This is a genomic window from Salipiger bermudensis HTCC2601, from assembly GCF_000153725.1.
GTDB lineage: Bacteria > Pseudomonadota > Alphaproteobacteria > Rhodobacterales > Rhodobacteraceae > Salipiger > Salipiger bermudensis.
The window spans coordinates 1,151,788-1,170,870 of record NZ_DS022276.1; the positions used below are offsets into that span (position 1 = coordinate 1,151,788).

Annotated in this window: 16 protein-coding genes; 10 read left to right on the plus strand and 6 right to left on the minus strand. The window is 66.6% G+C overall.

Features of this window, described 5'->3' with window-relative positions; translation table 11 throughout:
* Positions 1–84: 84 nt before the first annotated feature.
* Entirely contained in the window at positions 85–678 is a 594-nt protein-coding gene (locus R2601_RS05520) for a hypothetical protein (protein WP_040544386.1), read from the minus strand.
* Positions 679–873: 195 nt separating this feature from the next.
* On the opposite strand from R2601_RS05520, the gene R2601_RS05525 reads away from it, so the two are divergent.
* From R2601_RS05525 to R2601_RS05535, 3 genes are all read left to right on the plus strand, one after another.
* Positions 874–1,761: a CPBP family intramembrane glutamic endopeptidase gene (locus R2601_RS05525; RefSeq protein WP_007794807.1), complete on the plus strand. Its 888-nt coding sequence runs from the start codon at positions 874–876 to the stop codon at positions 1,759–1,761.
* Between the two features lie 68 nt (positions 1,762–1,829).
* Positions 1,830–2,747 (plus strand): acetyl-CoA carboxylase, carboxyltransferase subunit beta, encoded by a 918-nt coding sequence (gene accD, locus R2601_RS05530; RefSeq protein WP_007794809.1) that lies wholly within the window; start codon positions 1,830–1,832, stop codon positions 2,745–2,747.
* Positions 2,744–4,021 carry a bifunctional folylpolyglutamate synthase/dihydrofolate synthase gene (locus tag R2601_RS05535; RefSeq protein WP_007794810.1) on the plus strand — a complete coding sequence of 426 codons (1,278 nt, stop codon included), beginning with the start codon at positions 2,744–2,746 and terminating at the stop codon, positions 4,019–4,021. Before accD ends, R2601_RS05535 begins: the two co-directional genes overlap by 4 nt.
* 606 nt (positions 4,022–4,627) lie before the next feature.
* Here the strand turns inward: R2601_RS05535 and zapE are convergent.
* On the minus strand, positions 4,628–5,704 hold the full coding sequence (zapE, locus tag R2601_RS05540) for a cell division protein ZapE (RefSeq protein WP_007794811.1): 1,077 nt from the start codon (positions 5,702–5,704) through the stop codon (positions 4,628–4,630).
* Positions 5,705–5,847: 143 nt separating this feature from the next.
* Between zapE and R2601_RS05545 the strand changes: the two genes are divergently transcribed.
* Both R2601_RS05545 and R2601_RS05550 read left to right on the plus strand, forming a co-directional pair.
* On the plus strand, positions 5,848–7,086 hold the full coding sequence (locus R2601_RS05545) for an MFS transporter (RefSeq protein WP_007794813.1): 1,239 nt from the start codon (positions 5,848–5,850) through the stop codon (positions 7,084–7,086).
* A 235-nt stretch (positions 7,087–7,321) separates the two neighbouring features.
* Positions 7,322–7,696 (plus strand): rhodanese-like domain-containing protein, encoded by a 375-nt coding sequence (locus tag R2601_RS05550; RefSeq protein ID WP_007794817.1) that lies wholly within the window; start codon positions 7,322–7,324, stop codon positions 7,694–7,696.
* A 111-nt stretch (positions 7,697–7,807) separates the two neighbouring features.
* Here the strand turns inward: R2601_RS05550 and R2601_RS05555 are convergent, their stop codons facing one another.
* Positions 7,808–9,208 (minus strand): aspartate aminotransferase family protein, encoded by a 1,401-nt coding sequence (locus R2601_RS05555; protein WP_007794818.1) that lies wholly within the window; start codon positions 9,206–9,208, stop codon positions 7,808–7,810.
* 263 nt (positions 9,209–9,471) lie between these two features.
* Complete coding sequence (locus tag R2601_RS05560) at positions 9,472–10,131, minus strand: GntR family transcriptional regulator (RefSeq protein WP_007794821.1); 660 nt, start codon at positions 10,129–10,131, stop codon at positions 9,472–9,474.
* Positions 10,132–10,282: 151 nt separating this feature from the next.
* On the opposite strand from R2601_RS05560, the gene R2601_RS05565 reads away from it, so the two are divergent.
* From R2601_RS05565 to R2601_RS05585, 5 genes are all read left to right on the plus strand, one after another.
* Positions 10,283–11,368 (plus strand): polyamine ABC transporter substrate-binding protein, encoded by a 1,086-nt coding sequence (locus tag R2601_RS05565; protein WP_040545172.1) that lies wholly within the window; start codon positions 10,283–10,285, stop codon positions 11,366–11,368.
* A 67-nt stretch (positions 11,369–11,435) separates the two neighbouring features.
* Entirely contained in the window at positions 11,436–12,875 is a 1,440-nt protein-coding gene (locus tag R2601_RS27750; protein WP_007794825.1) for an ABC transporter ATP-binding protein, read from the plus strand.
* A gap of 3 nt (positions 12,876–12,878) precedes the next feature.
* Entirely contained in the window at positions 12,879–13,769 is an 891-nt protein-coding gene (locus R2601_RS05575; RefSeq protein ID WP_007794830.1) for an ABC transporter permease subunit, read from the plus strand.
* Positions 13,766–14,584: an ABC transporter permease gene (locus R2601_RS05580; protein ID WP_007794832.1), complete on the plus strand. Its 819-nt coding sequence runs from the start codon at positions 13,766–13,768 to the stop codon at positions 14,582–14,584. Before R2601_RS05575 ends, R2601_RS05580 begins: the two co-directional genes overlap by 4 nt.
* Entirely contained in the window at positions 14,581–15,900 is a 1,320-nt protein-coding gene (locus R2601_RS05585; RefSeq protein WP_007794835.1) for an NAD(P)/FAD-dependent oxidoreductase, read from the plus strand. Before R2601_RS05580 ends, R2601_RS05585 begins: the two co-directional genes overlap by 4 nt.
* 341 nt (positions 15,901–16,241) lie before the next feature.
* Here the strand turns inward: R2601_RS05585 and R2601_RS05590 are convergent, their stop codons facing one another.
* Both R2601_RS05590 and ggt read right to left on the minus strand, forming a co-directional pair.
* Positions 16,242–16,976 carry an SDR family NAD(P)-dependent oxidoreductase gene (locus tag R2601_RS05590; RefSeq protein WP_007794836.1) on the minus strand — a complete coding sequence of 245 codons (735 nt, stop codon included), beginning with the start codon at positions 16,974–16,976 and terminating at the stop codon, positions 16,242–16,244.
* Between the two features lie 32 nt (positions 16,977–17,008).
* Positions 17,009–18,676, minus strand: a complete 1,668-nt coding sequence (ggt, locus tag R2601_RS05595) for a gamma-glutamyltransferase (protein ID WP_007794839.1) — start codon at positions 18,674–18,676, stop codon at positions 17,009–17,011.
* Positions 18,677–19,083: the final 407 nt, after the last annotated feature.

Here is a 19,083-nt window from a genome sequence, read left to right on the forward strand (position 1 = left end):
TCTCACCGCGGTGGCCCTTGCAACAGTTATGGCAAATCCTTTGCATCGAATAAACGGCCAAATCCCCGGCCGTGCCGGCCCGGCCTAGCTTGGCGCGGCAGCGCTGCTCGCCGATGCGAGCTCCGGGCTCAGTCGCATGATCTGCCGATGCACGCGGCTCAGCATCTCGGCACCATCCCTCCCGACAAGGCGACTGCCCTCCGGGGCGTAGAGTGCCAGCCCGATCAGATGGCCGTTCTCGACAAAGGCGCCGCGCCAGTAGCGCGGATCGCCGTCGTCAAGCACCTCGCCGCCACCGCCCGCCAGCAGCGCCGTGGTCAGGCCATCACGCGCGCTGCCCGAGACGAAGGGCTGCCCGGCCTCGGCGGCCAGCGCCTCGGGCGCGGGGATCGCCGGACTCTGCAAGCGCGGCCCCACGGTGATCGTCACCATCATCGGCTCGACAAAGATGCCCTCCTCGCCGCCCGACAGGATATTGCACGAGGCAAGCACCGCGAAACTGCGGCTGGTGCCGCGCGAGAGCGTCACCGGATCAATGCAGTAGCCCCTTGGCCCCGCCACCACGATCTCGCCTCCGGCGAGCGTGGCGCTCGGCAATGGCGCGCTGCCGGAGGTCGGCACGCAGCCCGCCAGCATCGCCAAGCCGGCGAGACCAACCAGAGCCCTGTTCCACGTCATGCGTTCTTGCTCCACTCCCGCCCCGACCCAATCGGGATAGCGAAGCGCCTGCGATGAAACAAGAAATGAATCCAGCCGCGCCTCATGTGCGGTCCAAGGGCCGGCCGAGGTGGTTGCCCGGCCCCGCCCTAGGCCCTATCTCAGCGTCATTCGAGGAGCGGCGCATTGCCCTCCCGCCGCGCCGGATCTGCCGCCATGTCCTACCGCCCGTTCCTGCTGATGACCGGCACCGCCCGCCGCACCGAGCTCTGGCGGTTGATCATCGGGCTGTGCCTGATCGTGCTGGTGGCCTTCGCGCTGCCGCAGGGGATCTTCGCGGTGATCTCGATCCTCGTCCCTGCCGAAACCTCGCGGGCCTTTCTGACCGGGCTGCAGCAGGGCGACACGCCCGCCACGCTTCTGGTGCTGCTTCTGGCGATGGGGACGCTCGGGATCGGCACCATCGCCGCCACGCAACTGATCCACCATCGCCGCGCCCGCAGCCTCTTCGGGCCCTTGCCGATGGCGGTGCGCCAGTTCGTGAGGGTATTCCTCGCGGTGGGGCTGCTTTACCTCGTGATCGGCGCCCTGCCGCCGTGGGACATCGTACAAGATCTGCGACCGGGTCTGACGCTCGGGCCTTGGCTGGCGCTGCTGCCGCTGACGCTGGCGGCGTTGCTGATCCAGACCGGCAGCGAAGAGCTGCTGTTTCGCGGCTACCTGCAATCCCAGCTCGCCGCCCGCCTGCCCCACCCGGCGGTCTGGCTCATCGCCCCCTCGGCGCTCTTCGCTCTCGGGCACTGGACGCCCGCAACCTATGGCGGCAATGCCTGGCTGGTGGTGGCCTGGGCCTTCGCCTTTGGCCTCGCCGCCGCCGACCTGACCGCGCGGTCAGGTACACTGGGGCCGGCCATTGCCCTGCACATGCTCAACAACCTCGTGGCCATCGCGCTGATCTCGCCGCAGGGCACGATGTCGGGGCTGGCGCTCTATCAGTTGCCCTTCGGCGCCGGCGACGAAGAGGCGATCCGCGCGCTGCTGCCGCTCGACCTGGCCTCGATCGGGCTGAGCTGGCTGGCGGCACGGATTGCCCTGCGCGCCTGAGCCGCGATTGCATTTCCGTCGAAGCAGGCATAAGTGAGCCGCGACACGAAGTCGCGAAGGGCGCAGCCATGAACTGGATCACCAATTACGTTCGTCCCCGGATCAACTCGATCTTCTCGCGCCGCGAGATGCCCGAGAACCTCTGGACGAAATGTGACAGCTGCGGAACCATGCTGTTCCACCGCGAGGTGACCGACAATCTCGGCGTCTGCACGAACTGCACCCACCACATGAACATCACGCCGCGGGCGCGCTTCACCGCGCTGTTCGACGGCGGCATCTTCTCGGAGATCGACGTCCCCGAGCCGACGCAGGATCCGCTGCATTTCCGCGACCAGAAGAAATACCCCGACCGGATGCGCGCAGCACAGCGCACGACCGGCGAGAAAGAGGCGATGCTTGTCGCTGCTGGCGAGATCGGACGCACCCCGGTGGTCTGCGCCGCGCAGGATTTCTCGTTCATGGGCGGATCCATGGGCATGTATGTTGGCAACGCGATCATCAAGGCCGCGCAGGAGGCCAAGCGCCTGAAGCGTCCGCTGATCCTGTTCTCGGCCGCAGGCGGCGCGCGGATGCAGGAAGGCATCCTGTCGCTGATGCAGATGCCGCGCACCACCGTGGCGATCCAGATGCTGCGCGAGGCCGGGCTGCCCTACATCGTGGTGCTCACCCATCCGACCACCGGCGGCGTCACCGCCTCCTACGCGATGCTGGGCGACGTGCAGATCGCCGAGCCCAACGCGCTGATCTGCTTCGCCGGTCCCCGCGTCATCGAGCAGACCATCCGCGAGAAGCTGCCCGAAGGGTTCCAGCGCGCCGAGTACCTGCTCGAGCACGGCATGCTCGACCGGGTCACCGACCGCCGCAAGATGCGCGAGGAGCTGACCACCATCGTGCGCATGCTCACCGGCATGCCGCCCGCGGTCGCGGGCGACCTGCCGCCGCCCGAGCCCCTGCCCGACACTGCCGTCGCTGACGACAAATGACCGCGCAGCACGGGTCCGACGCCATCCTGCAGCGGATGATGTCGCTGCATCCCAAGATCATCGACCTGACCCTCGACCGGGTCTGGCGTCTGCTCGCGGCACTCGACCATCCGGAGCGCAAGCTGCCGCCGGTGATCCATGCCGCCGGCACCAACGGCAAGGGCTCGACGCTGGCGATGATCCGCGCGGGCTACGAGGGCGCGGGCAAGCGCGTCCACGCCTATACCTCGCCGCACCTGGCCCGCTTCCACGAGCGCATCCGCCTCGCCGGAGAGCTGATCCCGGAGGCGGAGCTGTCGCAGGTGCTCGACGAGTGCTGGGACGCCAATGGCGGCGAGAGCATCACCTATTTCGAGATCACCACCTGCGCGGCCTTCCTCGCCTTCTCGCGCACGCAGGCCGACGTGACTCTGATGGAGACGGGCCTTGGCGGGCGGCTGGACGCCACCAACGTGTTCGAGCGTCCTGCGTTGACGGTGATCACGCCGATCTCGCTCGATCACCAGCAGTTCCTTGGCGAGACACTGGCAGAGATCGCCGGCGAGAAGGCCGGCATCCTGAAGCGCGGAGTTCCCTGTGTGGTCGGCCCGCAGCCCGAGGCGGCGATGGAGGTCATCGAGGCCCGCGCCGACCGGCTCGGGGCGCCGCTACTGGCCCATGGCCAGCACTGGCATGTCTGGGAAGAGCGCGGCCGGCTGGTGTTCCAGGACGAGACCGGGCTGCTCGACCTGCCGCTGCCGAACCTGCTCGGCGCACATCAGATCGAGAATGCCGGTGCCGCGCTGGCGGCGCTGCGCCACCTTGGCCTTGGCGCCGATGCCTGCGACGCCGCGGTGACCGAGGCGCAATGGCCGGCCCGGATGCAGCGCCTGCGCAGCGGCCCTCTGCTCGAGGCCGCGCCGGGTGTCGAGCTCTGGCTCGACGGCGGTCACAACCCGGCGGCGGGGATCGCGCTGGCGCGCCATCTCGGCACCCTGCCGAAGCGTCCAACGCACCTGATCTGCGGCATGCTCAACACCAAGGACATCAGCGGCTACCTGCGCCCGATGGCCGGCGCCGTCTCAAGACTCACCGCGGTCTCGATCCCGGGCGAGGCCAACACCCTGCCGGCAGACGAGACCGCGCGCATCGCGGCGTCCGTCGGGATGCAGGCCGGGACCGCAGGCTCGGTGGCTGAAGCGCTGGAAGGCATCGCCGCCAAGGACCCGCACGCCCGCGTGCTGATCTGCGGCTCGCTCTACCTCGCGGGGGCGGTGCTGCGCGAGAACGGCTGAGCGGCGCTCTTGCGTCACGCGCCCTGGCGCGTCGCCGCTTTCACTTGACTGGGTGATTCGCCCTCTCCTATATCTGGAACATCACCCGCGCGCCTCGAGCGCTAACGGTGTCGCTGCCAGTTCGCCCAAGCTTGGCGTGGCAAAATCGCCTCATTGATAAGCGTTTCCGGCCACAACCTCTTGGGGTTGTCCAATAACTCAAACATACTTCTTGGCCGCGACACAAAATGTTGACGGTTCTCCGTAAAATCACCTATGCTGATGAAACAAGCAGCGTGTGGCGCAAGATCACACGCAAGCCTGAGGGACAGGGACATGGGGACACAATTCGCCCCTGCGCGGCATCGCCTCGCAGACGGGACCGGAGTACAGTCATGCAATGGGCGCAGACGCCCGGCACCGGCGCGCTCCGTGGCGAATGCCCCGGCGAACTCAACCACTCACAGAACTTTCGGAAGCCAGCGTCGCGCAATTTCAGCGTCGATGTCAGCCACCGCGCCTGCCCTCCGAACCCATTACTAACAGGCAATAATAATCAATCGAGCAGCCTGAGAGGGTCCTTCGGGACCCTCTTTTTTATGGCGCGCGGCGGCAATGCCGGTGGCCTCAGTGGCCGTGGCCCCAATCGGCGGCCTGCATCTCGCGCAGGCGGCTGGCGGTGCGCTCGAACTCGAAGGCCCCCGGCCCTTCGATATAGAGGCTCTCGGGCTCGTCCACAGCCGAGACGATGAGCTTTACCTTGGCCTCGTAGAGCGCGTCGATCAGCGTCACGAAGCGCTTGGCCTCGTTGAAGTTCGTCCGTCCCAGCCGCGGCAGGTTCTCGAGCACCAGCAGGCGCAGCGCGTCTGCTATGGCGAGGTAGTCGCCCGGTCCAAGCATCTGGCCGCAGAGATCGTAGAACGAGGCCCGCGCCACGCCGTTGTGGTAGCGCGGCAGCTCGAGCTTGCGGCCCTTGATGGTGAGCACAAGCGCCTCTTCGTTGCCGTGGGTCAGATCCTGCCAGACCCGGTCGATCTCGGCCCGCGCCTCGCGGTCGATGGGGGTAAAATAGACCTTCGCCCCCTTCAGCCGGTCCTGCCGGTGATCGCGCTCCGAGGCCAGCTCGCGCACCACCAGGCGCTCCTTGATCAGGTCGATGAACGGCAGGAAGAGCTGCCGGTTGAGCCCATCCTTGTAGAGATCGTCGGGCACCCGGTTCGAGGTGGTGACCACCACCGTGCCGGCCTTGAACAGCTCTTCGAAAAGCCGTCCGACCAGCATCGCGTCGGCGATGTCGGTGATCTGCATCTCGTCGAAGGCCAGCACCTTGACGGCGTCCGACACGCCCTTGGCCATCGGCTTGACCGGATCGTCGACGCCTTCGCCGCGCAGACGGTGCAACTCGGCCTGCATCTCCTGCATGAAGGCGTGGAAATGCACCCGGCGCACCGGCACGTCGAGGCTCTCGACAAAGAGATCCATCAGCATCGACTTGCCACGCCCGACGCCACCCCAGAGATAGAGCCCCTTCGGCGGCTCGGGCACCTTGGCCTTGCGGAACAGCCCGCGCTTGGGCTTCTCCGGCGCCTCTGCCAGCTCGCGGCGGATGCGTTCGAACTCGGGAAGCGCCTCTTCCTGCGCGGGATCGCGCAGGATGTGCCCTTCGGCAACGCGTTCGTCGTAAAGGTCGGTCAGCGTGGTCATATCCCGCGCATAGCTTGCCCGGACAGGAAAGTGTAGATGCCTCAAGCATCAGCAAACATGATTGTATCGGTAACATTTCTTCGATTGACGCTTTCGGAGGCGCGGCTCAGGTTGACGCCGCACCGCCGCAAAGGAAGCGTCTCATGCCCAAGCAGCCCAGCATCTTCACCCCGGTCCTGATCGTCGGGTGCCTGATCATCCTCGTGTCCTTCGCGATCCGGGCGAGCTTTGGCGTGTTCCAGATCCCGATTGCCGAGGAGTTCAACTGGCCGCGCGCCGAGTTCAGCCTCGCCATCGCGCTGCAGAACCTGTTCTGGGGCATCGGCCAGCCGCTCTTCGGTGCCGTGGCCGAGCGCATCGGCGACCGCAAGGCCATCGTCATCGGCGCCATCGTCTACGCGGTGGGCCTCGTGCTGTCGGCCGGCGCCAACACGCCGCTTGGGATGCAGAGCGCCGAGGTTCTGGTGGGCTTCGGCATCGCCGGCACCGGCTTTGGCGTGATCCTCGCCGTCGTTGGCCGGGCCTCGTCGGACGACAACCGCTCGATGTCGCTGGCGATCACCACCGCCGCCGGCAGCGCCGGTCAGGTGATCGGCGCGCCGCTGGCCGAGGCGCTGCTCGGGCTCTACACGTGGCAGACGGTGTTCCTGATCTTTGCCGCTCTCATCCTCGCGATGCTCCTCACGCTGCCGCTGATGCGCGCGCCGGCGGCCAGCAAGGCCGAGATCGAGGAGAGCATGGGCACGATCCTCAAGCGCGCCGCGCGCGATCCATCGTTTGCGATGATCTTCATCGGCTTCTTTTCCTGCGGCTACCAGCTGGCCTTCATCACCGCGCATTTCCCGGCCTTCGTCGAGGAGATGTGTGGCCCGATACAGCCCGGGGGCGTGCTGCACTCGGTGGGCATCACCACGACCTCGGCGCTCGGCGCATGGGCCATCGCGGTGATCGGCATCGCCAATATCGCCGGCACGCTCGCCGCCGGCTGGGCCGGCAAGCGCTTCCCGCGGAAATACCTGCTGGCGCTGATCTATACCGGCCGCACCATCGCCGCGGCGCTGTTCATCATGTTTCCGATCACGCCGGCCACGGTGATCGTGTTCTCCGCCGTGATGGGCTCGCTCTGGCTTGCCACGGTGCCGCTGACCTCGGGCCTTGTCGCGCATCTCTACGGGCTGCGCTACATGGGCACGCTCTACGGCATCGTGTTCTTCTCGCACCAGCTTGGCGGCTTCCTCGGCGTCTGGCTCGGTGGTCGGATGTACGACGCCTATGGCGATTACACGCTGGTCTGGTGGATTGGCGTGGGCGTCGGCGCGCTTTCGGCGATCATCCACCTGCCGGTGAAGGAAAACCGCGCCCCGGTGCCGGCGGCCGGCTGAGCCCCCGGACCGACGTGCCCCGCGACGCGACCGAGCCCCGGGGCTCGGCTCCGGCCCAAGAAGCCCAGATCCCCCGGCTTTGCATCGCGTGATCCCGGCACCCACCACGGCGTCAGCAAAATGCTGCGGGTTTTTCCGTGCCACGACCAGTTCCGCCCCCATTGCCCTTGCCAGCGGCGCGATACATCCCAATTATCGAATGGAACCGTTCCCAACGTTCGAAAGGACACACGCCATGAAAACCGAACAGGTCGGCGACAGCATTCTGGAAACCTGGACCGTGGACGAGGTTCAGGAGGCCTTCGACAAGAACGAGATCGTGCTGATCGACGTGCGCACCCCGCAGGAATACATGTTCGAGCATATCGAGGGCGCGCTGCTGATGCCGCTGGCCTTCTTCAAGGCGGCGAAGCTGCCGGGGCAGACCGAAAAGCGCATCGTGTTCCATTGCGGATCGGGCGTGCGCTCGGAAAAGGTTGCGCGGGCCTCGATCGAGGCCGGCTTTGCCAAGATCGCCCACATGGAAGGCGGCTTCGGCGCGTGGAAAGGCGCCAAGAAGCCCTATATCGGCACCAACATGGCCACCGGCGCCCCGCATCAGGTGAGCTGAGCCACGGGACCGCCCCGATGCGGCCGTCAGGACATGAAAGAGCCCGGCGTCCCTCTCTTGGACGCCGGGCTCTTGTGTTTTCGCGTCGGGGGCGTGCCCCAGCCGTGAGGGTCAGTGTGTGCCGGCGACCATCAGCCCCTGCTTTTTCAGCTCGGCATGGCATTCGTCCAGCGAGCGGGTCGCGCGGTCGATCAGCGTGTCGATCTCATCCTTCGAGAGCACCAGCGGCGGCGAGATGATCATGCGGTCGCCCACGTGGCGCATCACCAGATTGTTGGCGAAGCAGCGCTCGCGGCAGATGTAGCCCACGGTGCCGGCATCGGCGGCGAAGGGCGCGCGGCTGGCCTTGTCCGGCGTCAGCGCCAAAGAGCCCATGAAGCCCGAGATCTTGGCCTCGCCCACCAGCGGGTGGTCGGCCAGCGCCTCGAATTTCTGTTTGAGATAGGGGCCGGTCTCCTCGCGGACGCGGGTGACGACGCCCTCCTCATCGAGGATGCGCAGGTTCTCGAGCGCCACGGCGGCGGCCACCGGGTGGCCGGAATAGGTGTAGCCGTGGTTGAACTCGGTCTTGCCGATGACGCCCGCGATCTCGTCATTGACGATCGAGCCGCCGATCGGCTGGTAGCCCGAGGACAGGCCCTTGGCGATGGTCATGATGTGCGGCTTGATGCCCATGGTCTCGGAGCCGAACCAGTTGCCGGTGCGCCCGAAGCCGCAGATCACCTCGTCCGCAATCAGGATGATGCCGTACTTGTCGACGATGCGCTGGATCTCGGGCCAGTAGGTCTCCGGCGGGATGATCACGCCACCGGCGCCCTGCACCGGCTCGGCGATGAAAGCGGCAACCTTCTCGGGGCCGATCTCCTCGATGGCCTGCTCAAGCTGGCGCGCGCGCTCGAGACCGAATTCCTCGGGCGTCATGTCGCCGCCCTCGGCCCACCAGTTGGGCTGGTCGATATGATGAATGTCGGGAATCGGCATGCCGCCCTGCGCGTGCATGCCCTTCATGCCGCCAAGGCTGCCCGAGCCAACCGACGAGCCGTGATAGGCGTTCCAGCGCGAGATGATGACCTTGCGCTCGGGCTGGCCCTTCTCTTCCCAATAGGTGCGCACGAGGCGGATGTTGGTATCGTTCGCCTCCGAGCCGGAGGAGGCGTAGAACACGTTGTTCAGGTCGCCCGGCGCCAGTTCCGCAAGCCGCGCCGACAACTGGATCGCCGGCACATGCGTGGTCTGGAAGAAGGTGTTGTAATAGGGCAGTTCTTCCATCTGGCGCGCCGCGGCGGCGGCCAGCTCCTTGCGACCGTAGCCCACGTTGACGCACCACAGGCCCGCCATGCCGTCGAGGATGCGCTCGCCCTCGCTGTCGGTGAGCCAGCAGCCCTCGGCGCGGGTGATCACCCGCGCGCCCTTGCGCGCAAGGTCGGCGCCGGTGGTGAACGGGTGCATGTGGTGAGCGGCGTCCAGCGCCTGAAGCTCGGCGGTGGGGGTGTTGGTGGAAATCAGCGTCATGGCCGCGCCTCCTTGGGAATACGGGTTTGGCCGCAGAATATGATCAAATTATTTCCTGTCAATCGAATCGCGGCTTTCACGACGTTGCCGAGGGCAGCACCGCCGCCGGATGCGCAGCGCCTCCACGTGACCGTGTCGCCGCGCTATCGTCATGCGAAGGGCCTGCCTTCGGCAAGACCCGCCCGAGCGGGCTGGCGATGGCACGACGACCTCGACCGGTTTCGCTGAGCCTGGACGTACGCGGGCCGCATTTGCGCCAGCCCCTACCCCTCCAGCGCTGCCGCGATCTGCTCCATCCCCTGCCGCACGTCCTGCTCCATCGCCTCTGCCGCAGCCTCGGCATCCCGGGCCTCGAGCGCATCAAGGATGGCCTTGTGCAAGTCAGGCAGGTTGCGGGTGCCGAACTGGCCGCAGACCACGCGCAGCGACGGACCGAAGCGCAGCCACAGCCCCTCGACCAGATCGGTGAGAATCGGTGCGCCCGCGATCTCGTTCAGCTCGGTGTGGAACTGGTGATTCTCGACGAGGTAGCCGGTGACGTCGCCCTTGCCGATCGCCGCATCGAGCCGCGCGTCCGTGGCACGTAGCCGCGCCACGCCGTCGGCACTGCAGCGCTGTGCCGCGCGCCGCGCCAGCTGCGGCTCGAGCGCCACGCGCGCCAGCGTCAGCTCCTCCACCGCCGCCGCATCAAGCACCGGCACGGTGATCCGCCGGTTGCCCTGGAACACCAGTGCGCCCTCAGCGATCAGCCGCCGCAGCGCCTCGCGCACCGGGGTCATGCCGACCTCGAGCCGCTCGACCAGCCCCTGGATCGTCACAGGCTGCCCGGGCGCGAGTTCGCCGAAGAGAATCATGTCCCGCAGGCGGCGGTAGACCACCTCGTGAGTCGGGAGCCCCGCGCTGTCTGCCCGCATATTCACCATCTGCCTCCTGCTTGACCAAACCGCCCGCCAAGCCATCTTGCACGGCATGTTGGGCCGTGGAAACATCTCTCATGTTGCCAACGGGTGCAACATTTGATCAAATTCAGGGGCCACGGGGCGGCAAGACCCCATGACCAACCGGGAGCACATGATGAAGACACCCTTTCTGACCCTCACCGCGACCCTCGCCCTGACCGCCGGACTGGCGCAGGCCGACGAGGTCCGGGTCTACAACTGGTCCGACTATATCGACGAGAGCCTGCTGGCCAAGTTCGAGGAAGAGACCGGCATCGACCTGATCTATGACGTGTTCGACAGCAACGAGGTGCTCGAGACCAAGATGCTCGCCGGCGGCTCGGGCTACGACGTGGTGGTGCCCACCGGCACCTTCCTGCAACGCCAGATCATGGCCGGCGCGTTCCAGCCGCTCGACAAGTCGAAGCTGCCCAACATCGACAACATGTGGGACGTGATCTCGGACCGGACCTCGAAATACGACCCCGGCAACGAATACGCCATCAACTACATGTGGGGCACCACCGGCCTCGGCGTGAACGAACCCAAGGTGCGCGAGATCCTCGGCGAAGACGCCCCCGTGACCTCGTGGGACCTCGTCTTCGATCCGGCGAACATGGAAAAGCTCGCCGAATGCGGCGTGATGTTCCTCGACGCCCCGGCCGAGATGATCCCGGCGGCACTGAACTACATCGGCGAGGATCCTGACAGCCACGATCCCGACGTGATCGCCAAGGCCGAAGACGTGTTCATGCCGATCCGCCCCTACATCCAGAAATTCCACAGCTCGGAATACATCAACGCGCTGGCCAATGGCGACGTCTGCGTGGCGGTCGGCTGGTCCGGCGATATCCTGCAGGCCCGCGACCGCGCCGCCGAGGCCGACAACGGCGTCGAGGTGTCCTACTATGCCCCCGACGAGGGTGCGCAGATGTGGTTCGACCAGATGGCGATTCCGGTCGACGCGCCGAACCCCGAGGCGGCGCACACCTTCCTGAACTTCATCATGGATGCCGAGAACATGGCGGCGGCGTCGAACTACGTCTACTACGCCAACGGCAACGAGGCCTCGCAGCAGTATCTCGAGGAGGACGTGATCGGCGATCCGGCGATCTACCCGACGCCGGAGGCGATGGAGAACACCTACACCACCACGCCCTACGAGCCCCGCGTGCAGCGCACCGTCACGCGCCTCTGGACCAAGATCAAGTCCGGCACCTGATCCGCGACTGACCGGCCCGCGCCTTTGCGAAGGCGCGGGCCTTTCTCTGACAGGACGTATCCCGCACATGGCCCAGACCGTCTTTGCCCCCTGGGAAGACCCAGAGCAGAAGCCTCTCATCGAGTTTCGCAATGTGACCAAGCGCTTCGGCGAGTTCACCGCGATCGACGATCTCTCGCTCAACATCTACGAGCGCGAGTTCTTCGCCCTGCTCGGCCCCTCGGGCTGCGGCAAGACGACGATGATGCGGATGCTCGCGGGCTTCGAGAGCGTCACCGAGGGCCATATCTGGCTGGGCGGGCAGGACATCATCAACGTGCCGCCGAACAAGCGCCCGGTGAACATGATGTTCCAGAGCTACGCGCTGTTCCCGCACCTGTCGATCTGGGACAACATCGCCTTCGGCCTGCGGCGCGAGAGCAAGGACAAGGCGATGATCGAGGAGCGCGTCGAGGAGATGCTGCGCCTCACCCGCCTGACCAAGTTCGCCAGGCGCAAGCCGCACCAGATCTCCGGCGGCCAGCGGCAGCGCGTGGCGCTGGCGCGCAGCCTCGCCAAGGCGCCGAAACTGCTGCTGCTCGACGAGCCGCTTGGCGCGCTCGACAAGAAGCTGCGTGAAGAAACGCAGTTCGAGCTGATGGACATTCAGGAAAAGACCGGCACCACTTTCGTGATCGTGACCCACGACCAGGAAGAGGCGATGACCGTGGCCTCCCGCATCGCGGTGATGGACGAGGGCCGGCTGGTGCAGGTCGACACGCCCGACGTGATCTACGAGGCGCCGAACTCGGTCTACGTGGCGGATTTCATCGGCGACGTGAACCTCATTCCCGGTACCGCCAAACCGCGCCCTGCCGAGCCGGAGGCGCCCGCCCCGGAGCCCGCTCCGGCCGCGGTCGAAGACGCCGCGCCCGCGGTGGAGGGGACTTCCCCCGAGGCCACCGCGCAGGCCAAGGTCCAGACCGACGCTCGCCTGCCCGCCCCCAACGCGCGCGGCGAGTGGCTGTACAAGAAGGTCTTCGCCCGCTTCATGGGCCAGCGCGACCTCGCAACGCCGCAACTGCCCCCGCCAAGCCCCGAAGAGCTCGCCGCGGCCCGCAAGGCCGAGGCCAAAGCCGCCGCAAAACCCGCGCCGGCTCCCGCCCCGGCGCCAAAGCCGGCGATCAAGCCCGGAGGCATCCTCATCGACTGGGCCGAAGGCCAGCCGCCGATCATCGCCGCAAATGGCGATCCGGCGCTCGACGGCAAGCCGGTGACCCTGTCGATCCGGCCCGAGAAGGTCACCATCGACCTCGAAAAGCCCGACCGGCCCAACGTGCTGCCCGGCAAGGTCATCGACATCGCCTATCTCGGCAACATCTCGACCTACCATGTCGAGCTGGCCAGCGGGCAGATGGTCAAGGCGCAGATGGTCAACGCCCGGCGTCTCTCGAACCGGCACATTACCTGGGAAGACGCGGTCTGGATCGGCTTTACCGAGACCGCCGGCGTCGTGCTCGAGGAGTAAGCCATGCGCCGCTTCGCCCTGATCGCCATCCCGTATTTCTGGCTGCTGATCCTGTTCCTCGTTCCCTTCGTGATCGTGCTCAAGATCTCGCTGTCGGACGTGGCGCTGGCCCGACCGCCCTACACGCCGCAACTCGACCTCAGCGCTGGCTGGGAGGGGCTGCGCGCCTTCTTCTCCGAGCTCGATTTCGAGAACTTCGTCTTCCTGACCACCGACGATCTCTATTGGAAGGCCTATGTCAGCTCGCTCAAGATCGCGCTGGTCTCGACCCTGCTGACCCTGCTGGTGGGCTATCCCATCGCCTACGGCATGGCGCGCGCCCCGAACGAATGGCGCCCGACCCTGCTGATGCTGGTGATCCTGCCGTTCTGGACCTCGTTCCTGATCCGTGTCTATTCGTGGATGGGAATCCTGTCGAACGAGGGCACGCTCAACACCGTGCTGCTCTGGCTCGGGGTGATCGACACGCCGCTGCAGATCATGAACACCAACACCGCGGTCTATATCGGCATCGTCTACACCTATCTGCCCTTCATGGTGCTGCCGATCTACTCGGCGCTCGAGAAGATGGACGAAAGCCTGATCGAGGCCGCCGAGGATCTCGGCTGCTCCAAGCTCGCCGCCTTCTGGCTGGTGACCTGGCCGCTCTCGCGCAACGGCATCATCGCCGGCTGCTTCCTGGTGTTCATCCCGGCCATCGGCGAATTCGTGATCCCCTCGCTGCTCGGCGGCTCCGGCACGCTGATGATCGGCAAGGTGCTGTTCGAGGAGTTCTTCTCCAACCGTGACTGGCCGGTGGCCTCGGCGGTGGCGGTGATCCTTCTGCTGATCCTGATCATCCCGATCATCCTGTTCCAGCGCAACGAGCAGAAGGCACGGGAGGCCGAAGGATGAGACGCTTTTCCTGGTTCAACGTCACGTCGCTGACGCTCGGCTTCGCCTTCCTCTATCTCCCGATGGTCCTGCTGGTGGTCTACAGCTTCAACGAGAGCCGCCTGGTCACCGTCTGGGCCGGCTTCTCGACCAAGTGGTACGGCGAGCTTCTGCGCAACGAAGAGTTCCTCGACGCCGCCTGGGTGACGCTCAAGGTCGCGGTGTTCTCCTCGACCATCGCCACGGTGCTTGGCACCATGGCGGCCTACGTGCTGGTGCGCGCCGGGCGCTTCCGGGGCCGCACGCTGTTCTCGGGGATGATCTATGCGCCGCTCGTCATGCCCGAGGTAATCACCGGCCTGTCGCTGCTGCTGCTCTTCATCGGCATCGGGCTCGATCGCGGCGTGCTGACCATCGTGCTGGCCCACACCACTTTCTCGATGTGCTACGTCTCGGTGGTGGTGTCGTCGCGGCTCACCAGCTTCGACCGCTCGCTCGAAGAGGCGGCGCTCGATCTTGGCTGCTCGCCCTTCGAGGCGTTCCGGCTGGTGACCCTGCCGATCATCGCACCCGCGGTGATCTCGGGCTGGCTGCTGGCCTTCACCCTGTCGCTCGACGACCTGGTGATCGCGAGCTTCACCACCGGCCCCTCGGCCACCACCCTGCCAATCAAGATCTTCTCGGCGGTGCGTCTCGGCGTCAGCCCCGAGATCAACGCGCTCTCGACCCTCCTGATCGGCATCGTCACCGTCGGCGTCATCACCGCCTCGATCGTGACCAAGCGGGCGGCGGTGGCGCAGGCGCGTGACGAACAGGCGGCCGAGCGCAACGAATGAAACGTATTTACGAGGCCCCGGCCTACGGGCCACAGGGCAAATGCTACTGGGCCGATACGGTCGAGGGCGACGACTGGCCGGCCCTGCCCGGCCCGCGCCACAGCGAGGTCGCGATCATCGGCGGCGGGTTCACCGGCCTTTCGGCGGCGCTTCACCTTGCACAGGACGGGGTCGAGGTCACCGTGCTCGAGGCCGGTCACGCGGGCTACGGGGCCTCGGGGCGCAATGGCGGGTTCTGCTGCCTCGGCGGGTCCAAGGGCTCGAGCGGCTACCTGCGCCGGCGTTACGGCGAGTCCGCCCTGCGCGGCTGGCGCGCCACCGAGAAGGCCGCCGTCGCCACCGCGCGCGGCCTGATTGACGCGCACGGCATCGAGGCTGACACCCATTCCGAGGGCGAGACCCTGATCGCCCACTCGCCGCGCGCCTTCGCCAAGCTGCGCGACGGGATCGAGGAGACCGAGCGCGAATACGGCGTCACCCCGCAGCTCATCGAGCTCGAGGAGATGGCGGCGCAAGGGCTTTCGGGGCCGTTTTTCGGCGCCATGACCACGCCCATCGGCATCGCGCTCAACCCGCGCAAGTACCATGCCGGGCTCGCCCGCGCCGCCCAGTCTGCCGGGGCCGTGCTGCACGGCCACAGCCCGGTCACCGCGCTGCGCAGGGGTGCGCGCTGGGAGCTCGAAACCCCGCACGGCACGGTCACTGCCGACCGCGTGATCCTCGCCACCAACGGCTATTCCTCGGAAGACCTGCCCGACTGGCTGCGCGCCCGCTACCTGCCGGTACAGTCCAGCGTCATCGTGACAGCCCCGCTGGAGCAGGAGCAAATCGACGCGCAGGGCTGGAGCTCGCACCAGATGGCCTATGACACGCGGGTGCTGCTGCATTACTTCCGCCTGATGCCGAACGGGCGGTTCCTGTTCGGGATGCGCGGCGGGCTGACCGCGACGCCGCGGGCGCGGGACTCGATCTCGCGCAAGATCCGTGCCGATTTCGCCCGCATGTTCCCGGCCTGGCAGGATGTCGAGATCACCCATGAATGGGACGGGCTGGTGTGCCTGATGGCGAGCCTGACGCCCTTCGCCGGCGCGGTACCGGATCATCCCGGGTTGTTTGCCGGCATGGGCTATCACGGCAACGGCGTCGCCATGGCGAGCCACACGGGCATGGTGCTGGCCGATCTGGTGCAGGGCAAACCGCCGCGCGGGCCCTACCCCGAGGTCATGCGTCATCCCCCGCGCCGCTTTCCGCTGGGCCGCTGGCGCCGGGCGCTGCTGGCCCCGGCCTACGCCACGGCGACGCTGTTCGATCTTTGAGAGGGTACGACCTTTCGGGATCAGGACGCCGCCGCGCATCGTCGGGCCGCGGATCGGCGATACCAGTGCAGAATCCCTCGATTTATCCCCGCCAAACCCGAAGGACCTCACAGCTCGGCACCCAGCCCGACCAAATCGCCGGTCCGGGGGCAGCCCGACAATGGCGCGCCTCTCGGCGTTTGCTTGCAAACGCCTGCCGGCAACACATCGCAGAACGCGATGTGTGAGAGGCAGCCTGCGGCCTTGATTCCGCGCTGGTCTCCGCTCGATTGCCCCAAGACGACAAGGCCCCCGGCGCAGAAAATTGCGGCGAGGGCCTCGCAACTCAAATCCCCAAATCCTCAGGCGTGCTGGCCGCCATTCACGTCGACCGAGGCGCCGTTGACGTAGGAGGCCTGCTCCGAGCACAGGAACAGCACCACCCGTGCCACCTCGTCGGGTTTGCCCAGCCGCCGCAGCGGGATGATCTCGGTCATCTCTTCCGTGCCCGGCGACAGGATCTCGGTCTCAATCTCGCCCGGCGTCACGAGGTTCACCCGCACGCCGCGGGGGCCAAGCTCGGCCGCCGCCTCGCGGGTCAGCGCGTCGAGCGCCGCCTTCGAGCAAGCATAAGCCGCGCCGGCATAGGGGTGCACCCGCTTGCCCACGATCGAGCCCACGTTGACCACCGCGCCGCGCGCCTGCTCGAGCTCCGGCAGAAGGTCGCGCATCAACGCCGCCGGCCCCAACAGGTTGACCGACAGCACCTGCTGCCAGACCTCGTCGCTGCTCTCGGCGATGCCGAGCCGCGCGCCGTCCTCGCCCTTGGGCGAAATCCCGGCATTGTTGACGATGGCGTGCAAGCCGCCCTCGCCCAGCGTCTCGCGCACCCGCGCCACAAGGTCGGCGCGCGCGTCCGCGTCGGCCAGATCGCCCTGGAAATGGTCGGTCGAGCCCGCGTGCCACGGGCAGCGCGAATCGAACGCGGTGCGCGACACGGTCAGCACCCGCCAGCCCGCTGCCTGGAACACCTTCACGGTGGCATGGCCGATGCCCCGGCTCGCGCCGGTCAGCAGCAGTGTCTTTTGTTCTGTCATGGCTTCGCCTTTCCGCCCGTGCGACTCACGGCCTAGATGTGGAACGCAATGCCGGCATCGGCAAGGCCGCCGCCAAGCGCCGAGACGGTTCCGTCTGCCCGCCAGCAGGCGGCGCCGGTCATTTCACCATTCGGCCCGAAGGCGATGGCGTTCATGCCGCCGCCGATATGCGGCACGATCTTCATCTCGTGCCCCATCGCCGCCAACGCCTCCTCGTGATGGGCATAGCCCGGCTCGAGTTCCACATGGGCGCCCTCGGTCCAGATCCGAGGTGCCTCGACCGCCTGTTGCGGGGTCATGTCGAAATCGATCAGGTTGACGATGGCCTGCATCGCCGAGGGGAAGATCCGCACCGCGCCCGGCAGCCCCAGAGCAAAGCTCGGCTTGCCGTCCTTCAGCACGATCATCGGCGCCATCGAGGTTGGCACCCGCTTGCCCGGCGCGATCGACAGCGCCTTTCCCGGGTGCGGGTCGAAATTGTACATGTAGTTGTTGGGGATCATGCCCGTGCCCGGCACCATGAAGCGCGCGCCGAAGAGCCCGTTGATGGTGTGGGTGGCCGAGACGATCATGCCGTCGCGATCCGCCACGGTGATGTGGGTGGTGTTGTTGCTCTCGTAGCCCGGCGGCACGTGTCCGGCGCCGCCCGCGGGGCGCATGCGGGCGCGGCAGGCCTCGGCGTAGTCCTTGGAGATCAGCTTTTCGACGGGGATGTCGACGAAATCCGGATCGCCCGAGGCAGCGCGGCGGTCCTCGAAGCCCACCCGGATCACCTCGGCCAGCAGGTGCAGCCGCTCCGGGTTGTCGAAGCCCATCGCCTTGAGGTCATAGGCCTCGAGCATGTTGAGCATCTGCGCCACGTGCACCCCCGAGGAGGCAGGCGGCGGCGGGCCGACGATGTCGTGGCCCCGATAGCTGCCGAAGATCGCGTCACGCACGCGCGCGGTGTAACCCTCGAGATCGGCCATCGAGACATGGCCGGCATCCTCGCCGCCGGTGGCCAGCGCCTCGACGAGCGCCGCCCCCAGCGCGCCGCCATGCAGCGCCTCGGCGCCTTCCGTGGCAACCAGTTTCAGGCTCTCGGCGTAGTCGGCCTGCACGAGGCGATGGCCCGGCTTGGCCGGGCTGCCATCGGGAAGAAAATGGCGTGAGATCTCGGGGTCCTTCGACATGTCCTCGGCGTGGCGCTCGATGTTCGACGACAGGTAGCTGGTCACCGGGAAGCCGCCTGCGGCGAGACGGATCGCTGGGGCAATCACGTCGGCGAAGGGCAGCGCGCCGTGGGCCGCGTGCATCTGGCACCAGCCGCGCAGGTTGCCGGGCACCGCCACCGAGGAGGCCCCGACGAGGTTCCGGCGGCCGGCGGTCTCCATGTAGTCGGGCAGCGCGTCAGAGACCGGGGTGAACATCTCGGGGGTCGCCGAGGCACCGGCCTGCGACAGGCAGTCATAGACCTTGTGGGTACCGTCGGGCAGACGCAGGTGCGAGACGCCACCGCCGACGATACCGACCATCATCGGCTCGACCACGGTCAGAGTGAGCAATGCCGCAACCGCCGCGTCGACGGCATTGCCGCCGAGCGCCATCATTTCGTGGCCGGCAGCAGAGCCCAGCGGGTGGTTGGTCACCACCACGCCCTGCGATCCGCTTGCGGGGGTCTTGCGACAAAGGAAGGGCAGCGGCGTGGGGTCGGTGGTCATCGGTCTTTGCTCTCTATTCCGGTACGGTCTGTCTTTAGCATCTCTGCGGCCTGGGCGCAGCAGAATGTGGTTTCGGTCAAAATACCCGCGCATTCATGATGTTGGCAAGGTTGCGCACGGCGAGGCCTTCAAAACCTCAGGAAAACCGCCCCTGAGGCGCATCGGATACGGCTTGTTCTTGCGCTGAAATGACCGTATCCGCCATCGCGACCGGCAGATCTCGTGAGATTTTCGCTCCCGACAGCGCGCAGATCCGCGCATTTCGCTCAAAAAACGGGCAATTATTTTGGATTTTCCGATAAATTCGGGCAAAATTCACCAAAATGGCCAAAAAAATGCCCGAACAGTCGATATTTTATGATTACTCAGTCATAAAGGCGTCACACGGACCAACACCGTTCACAACA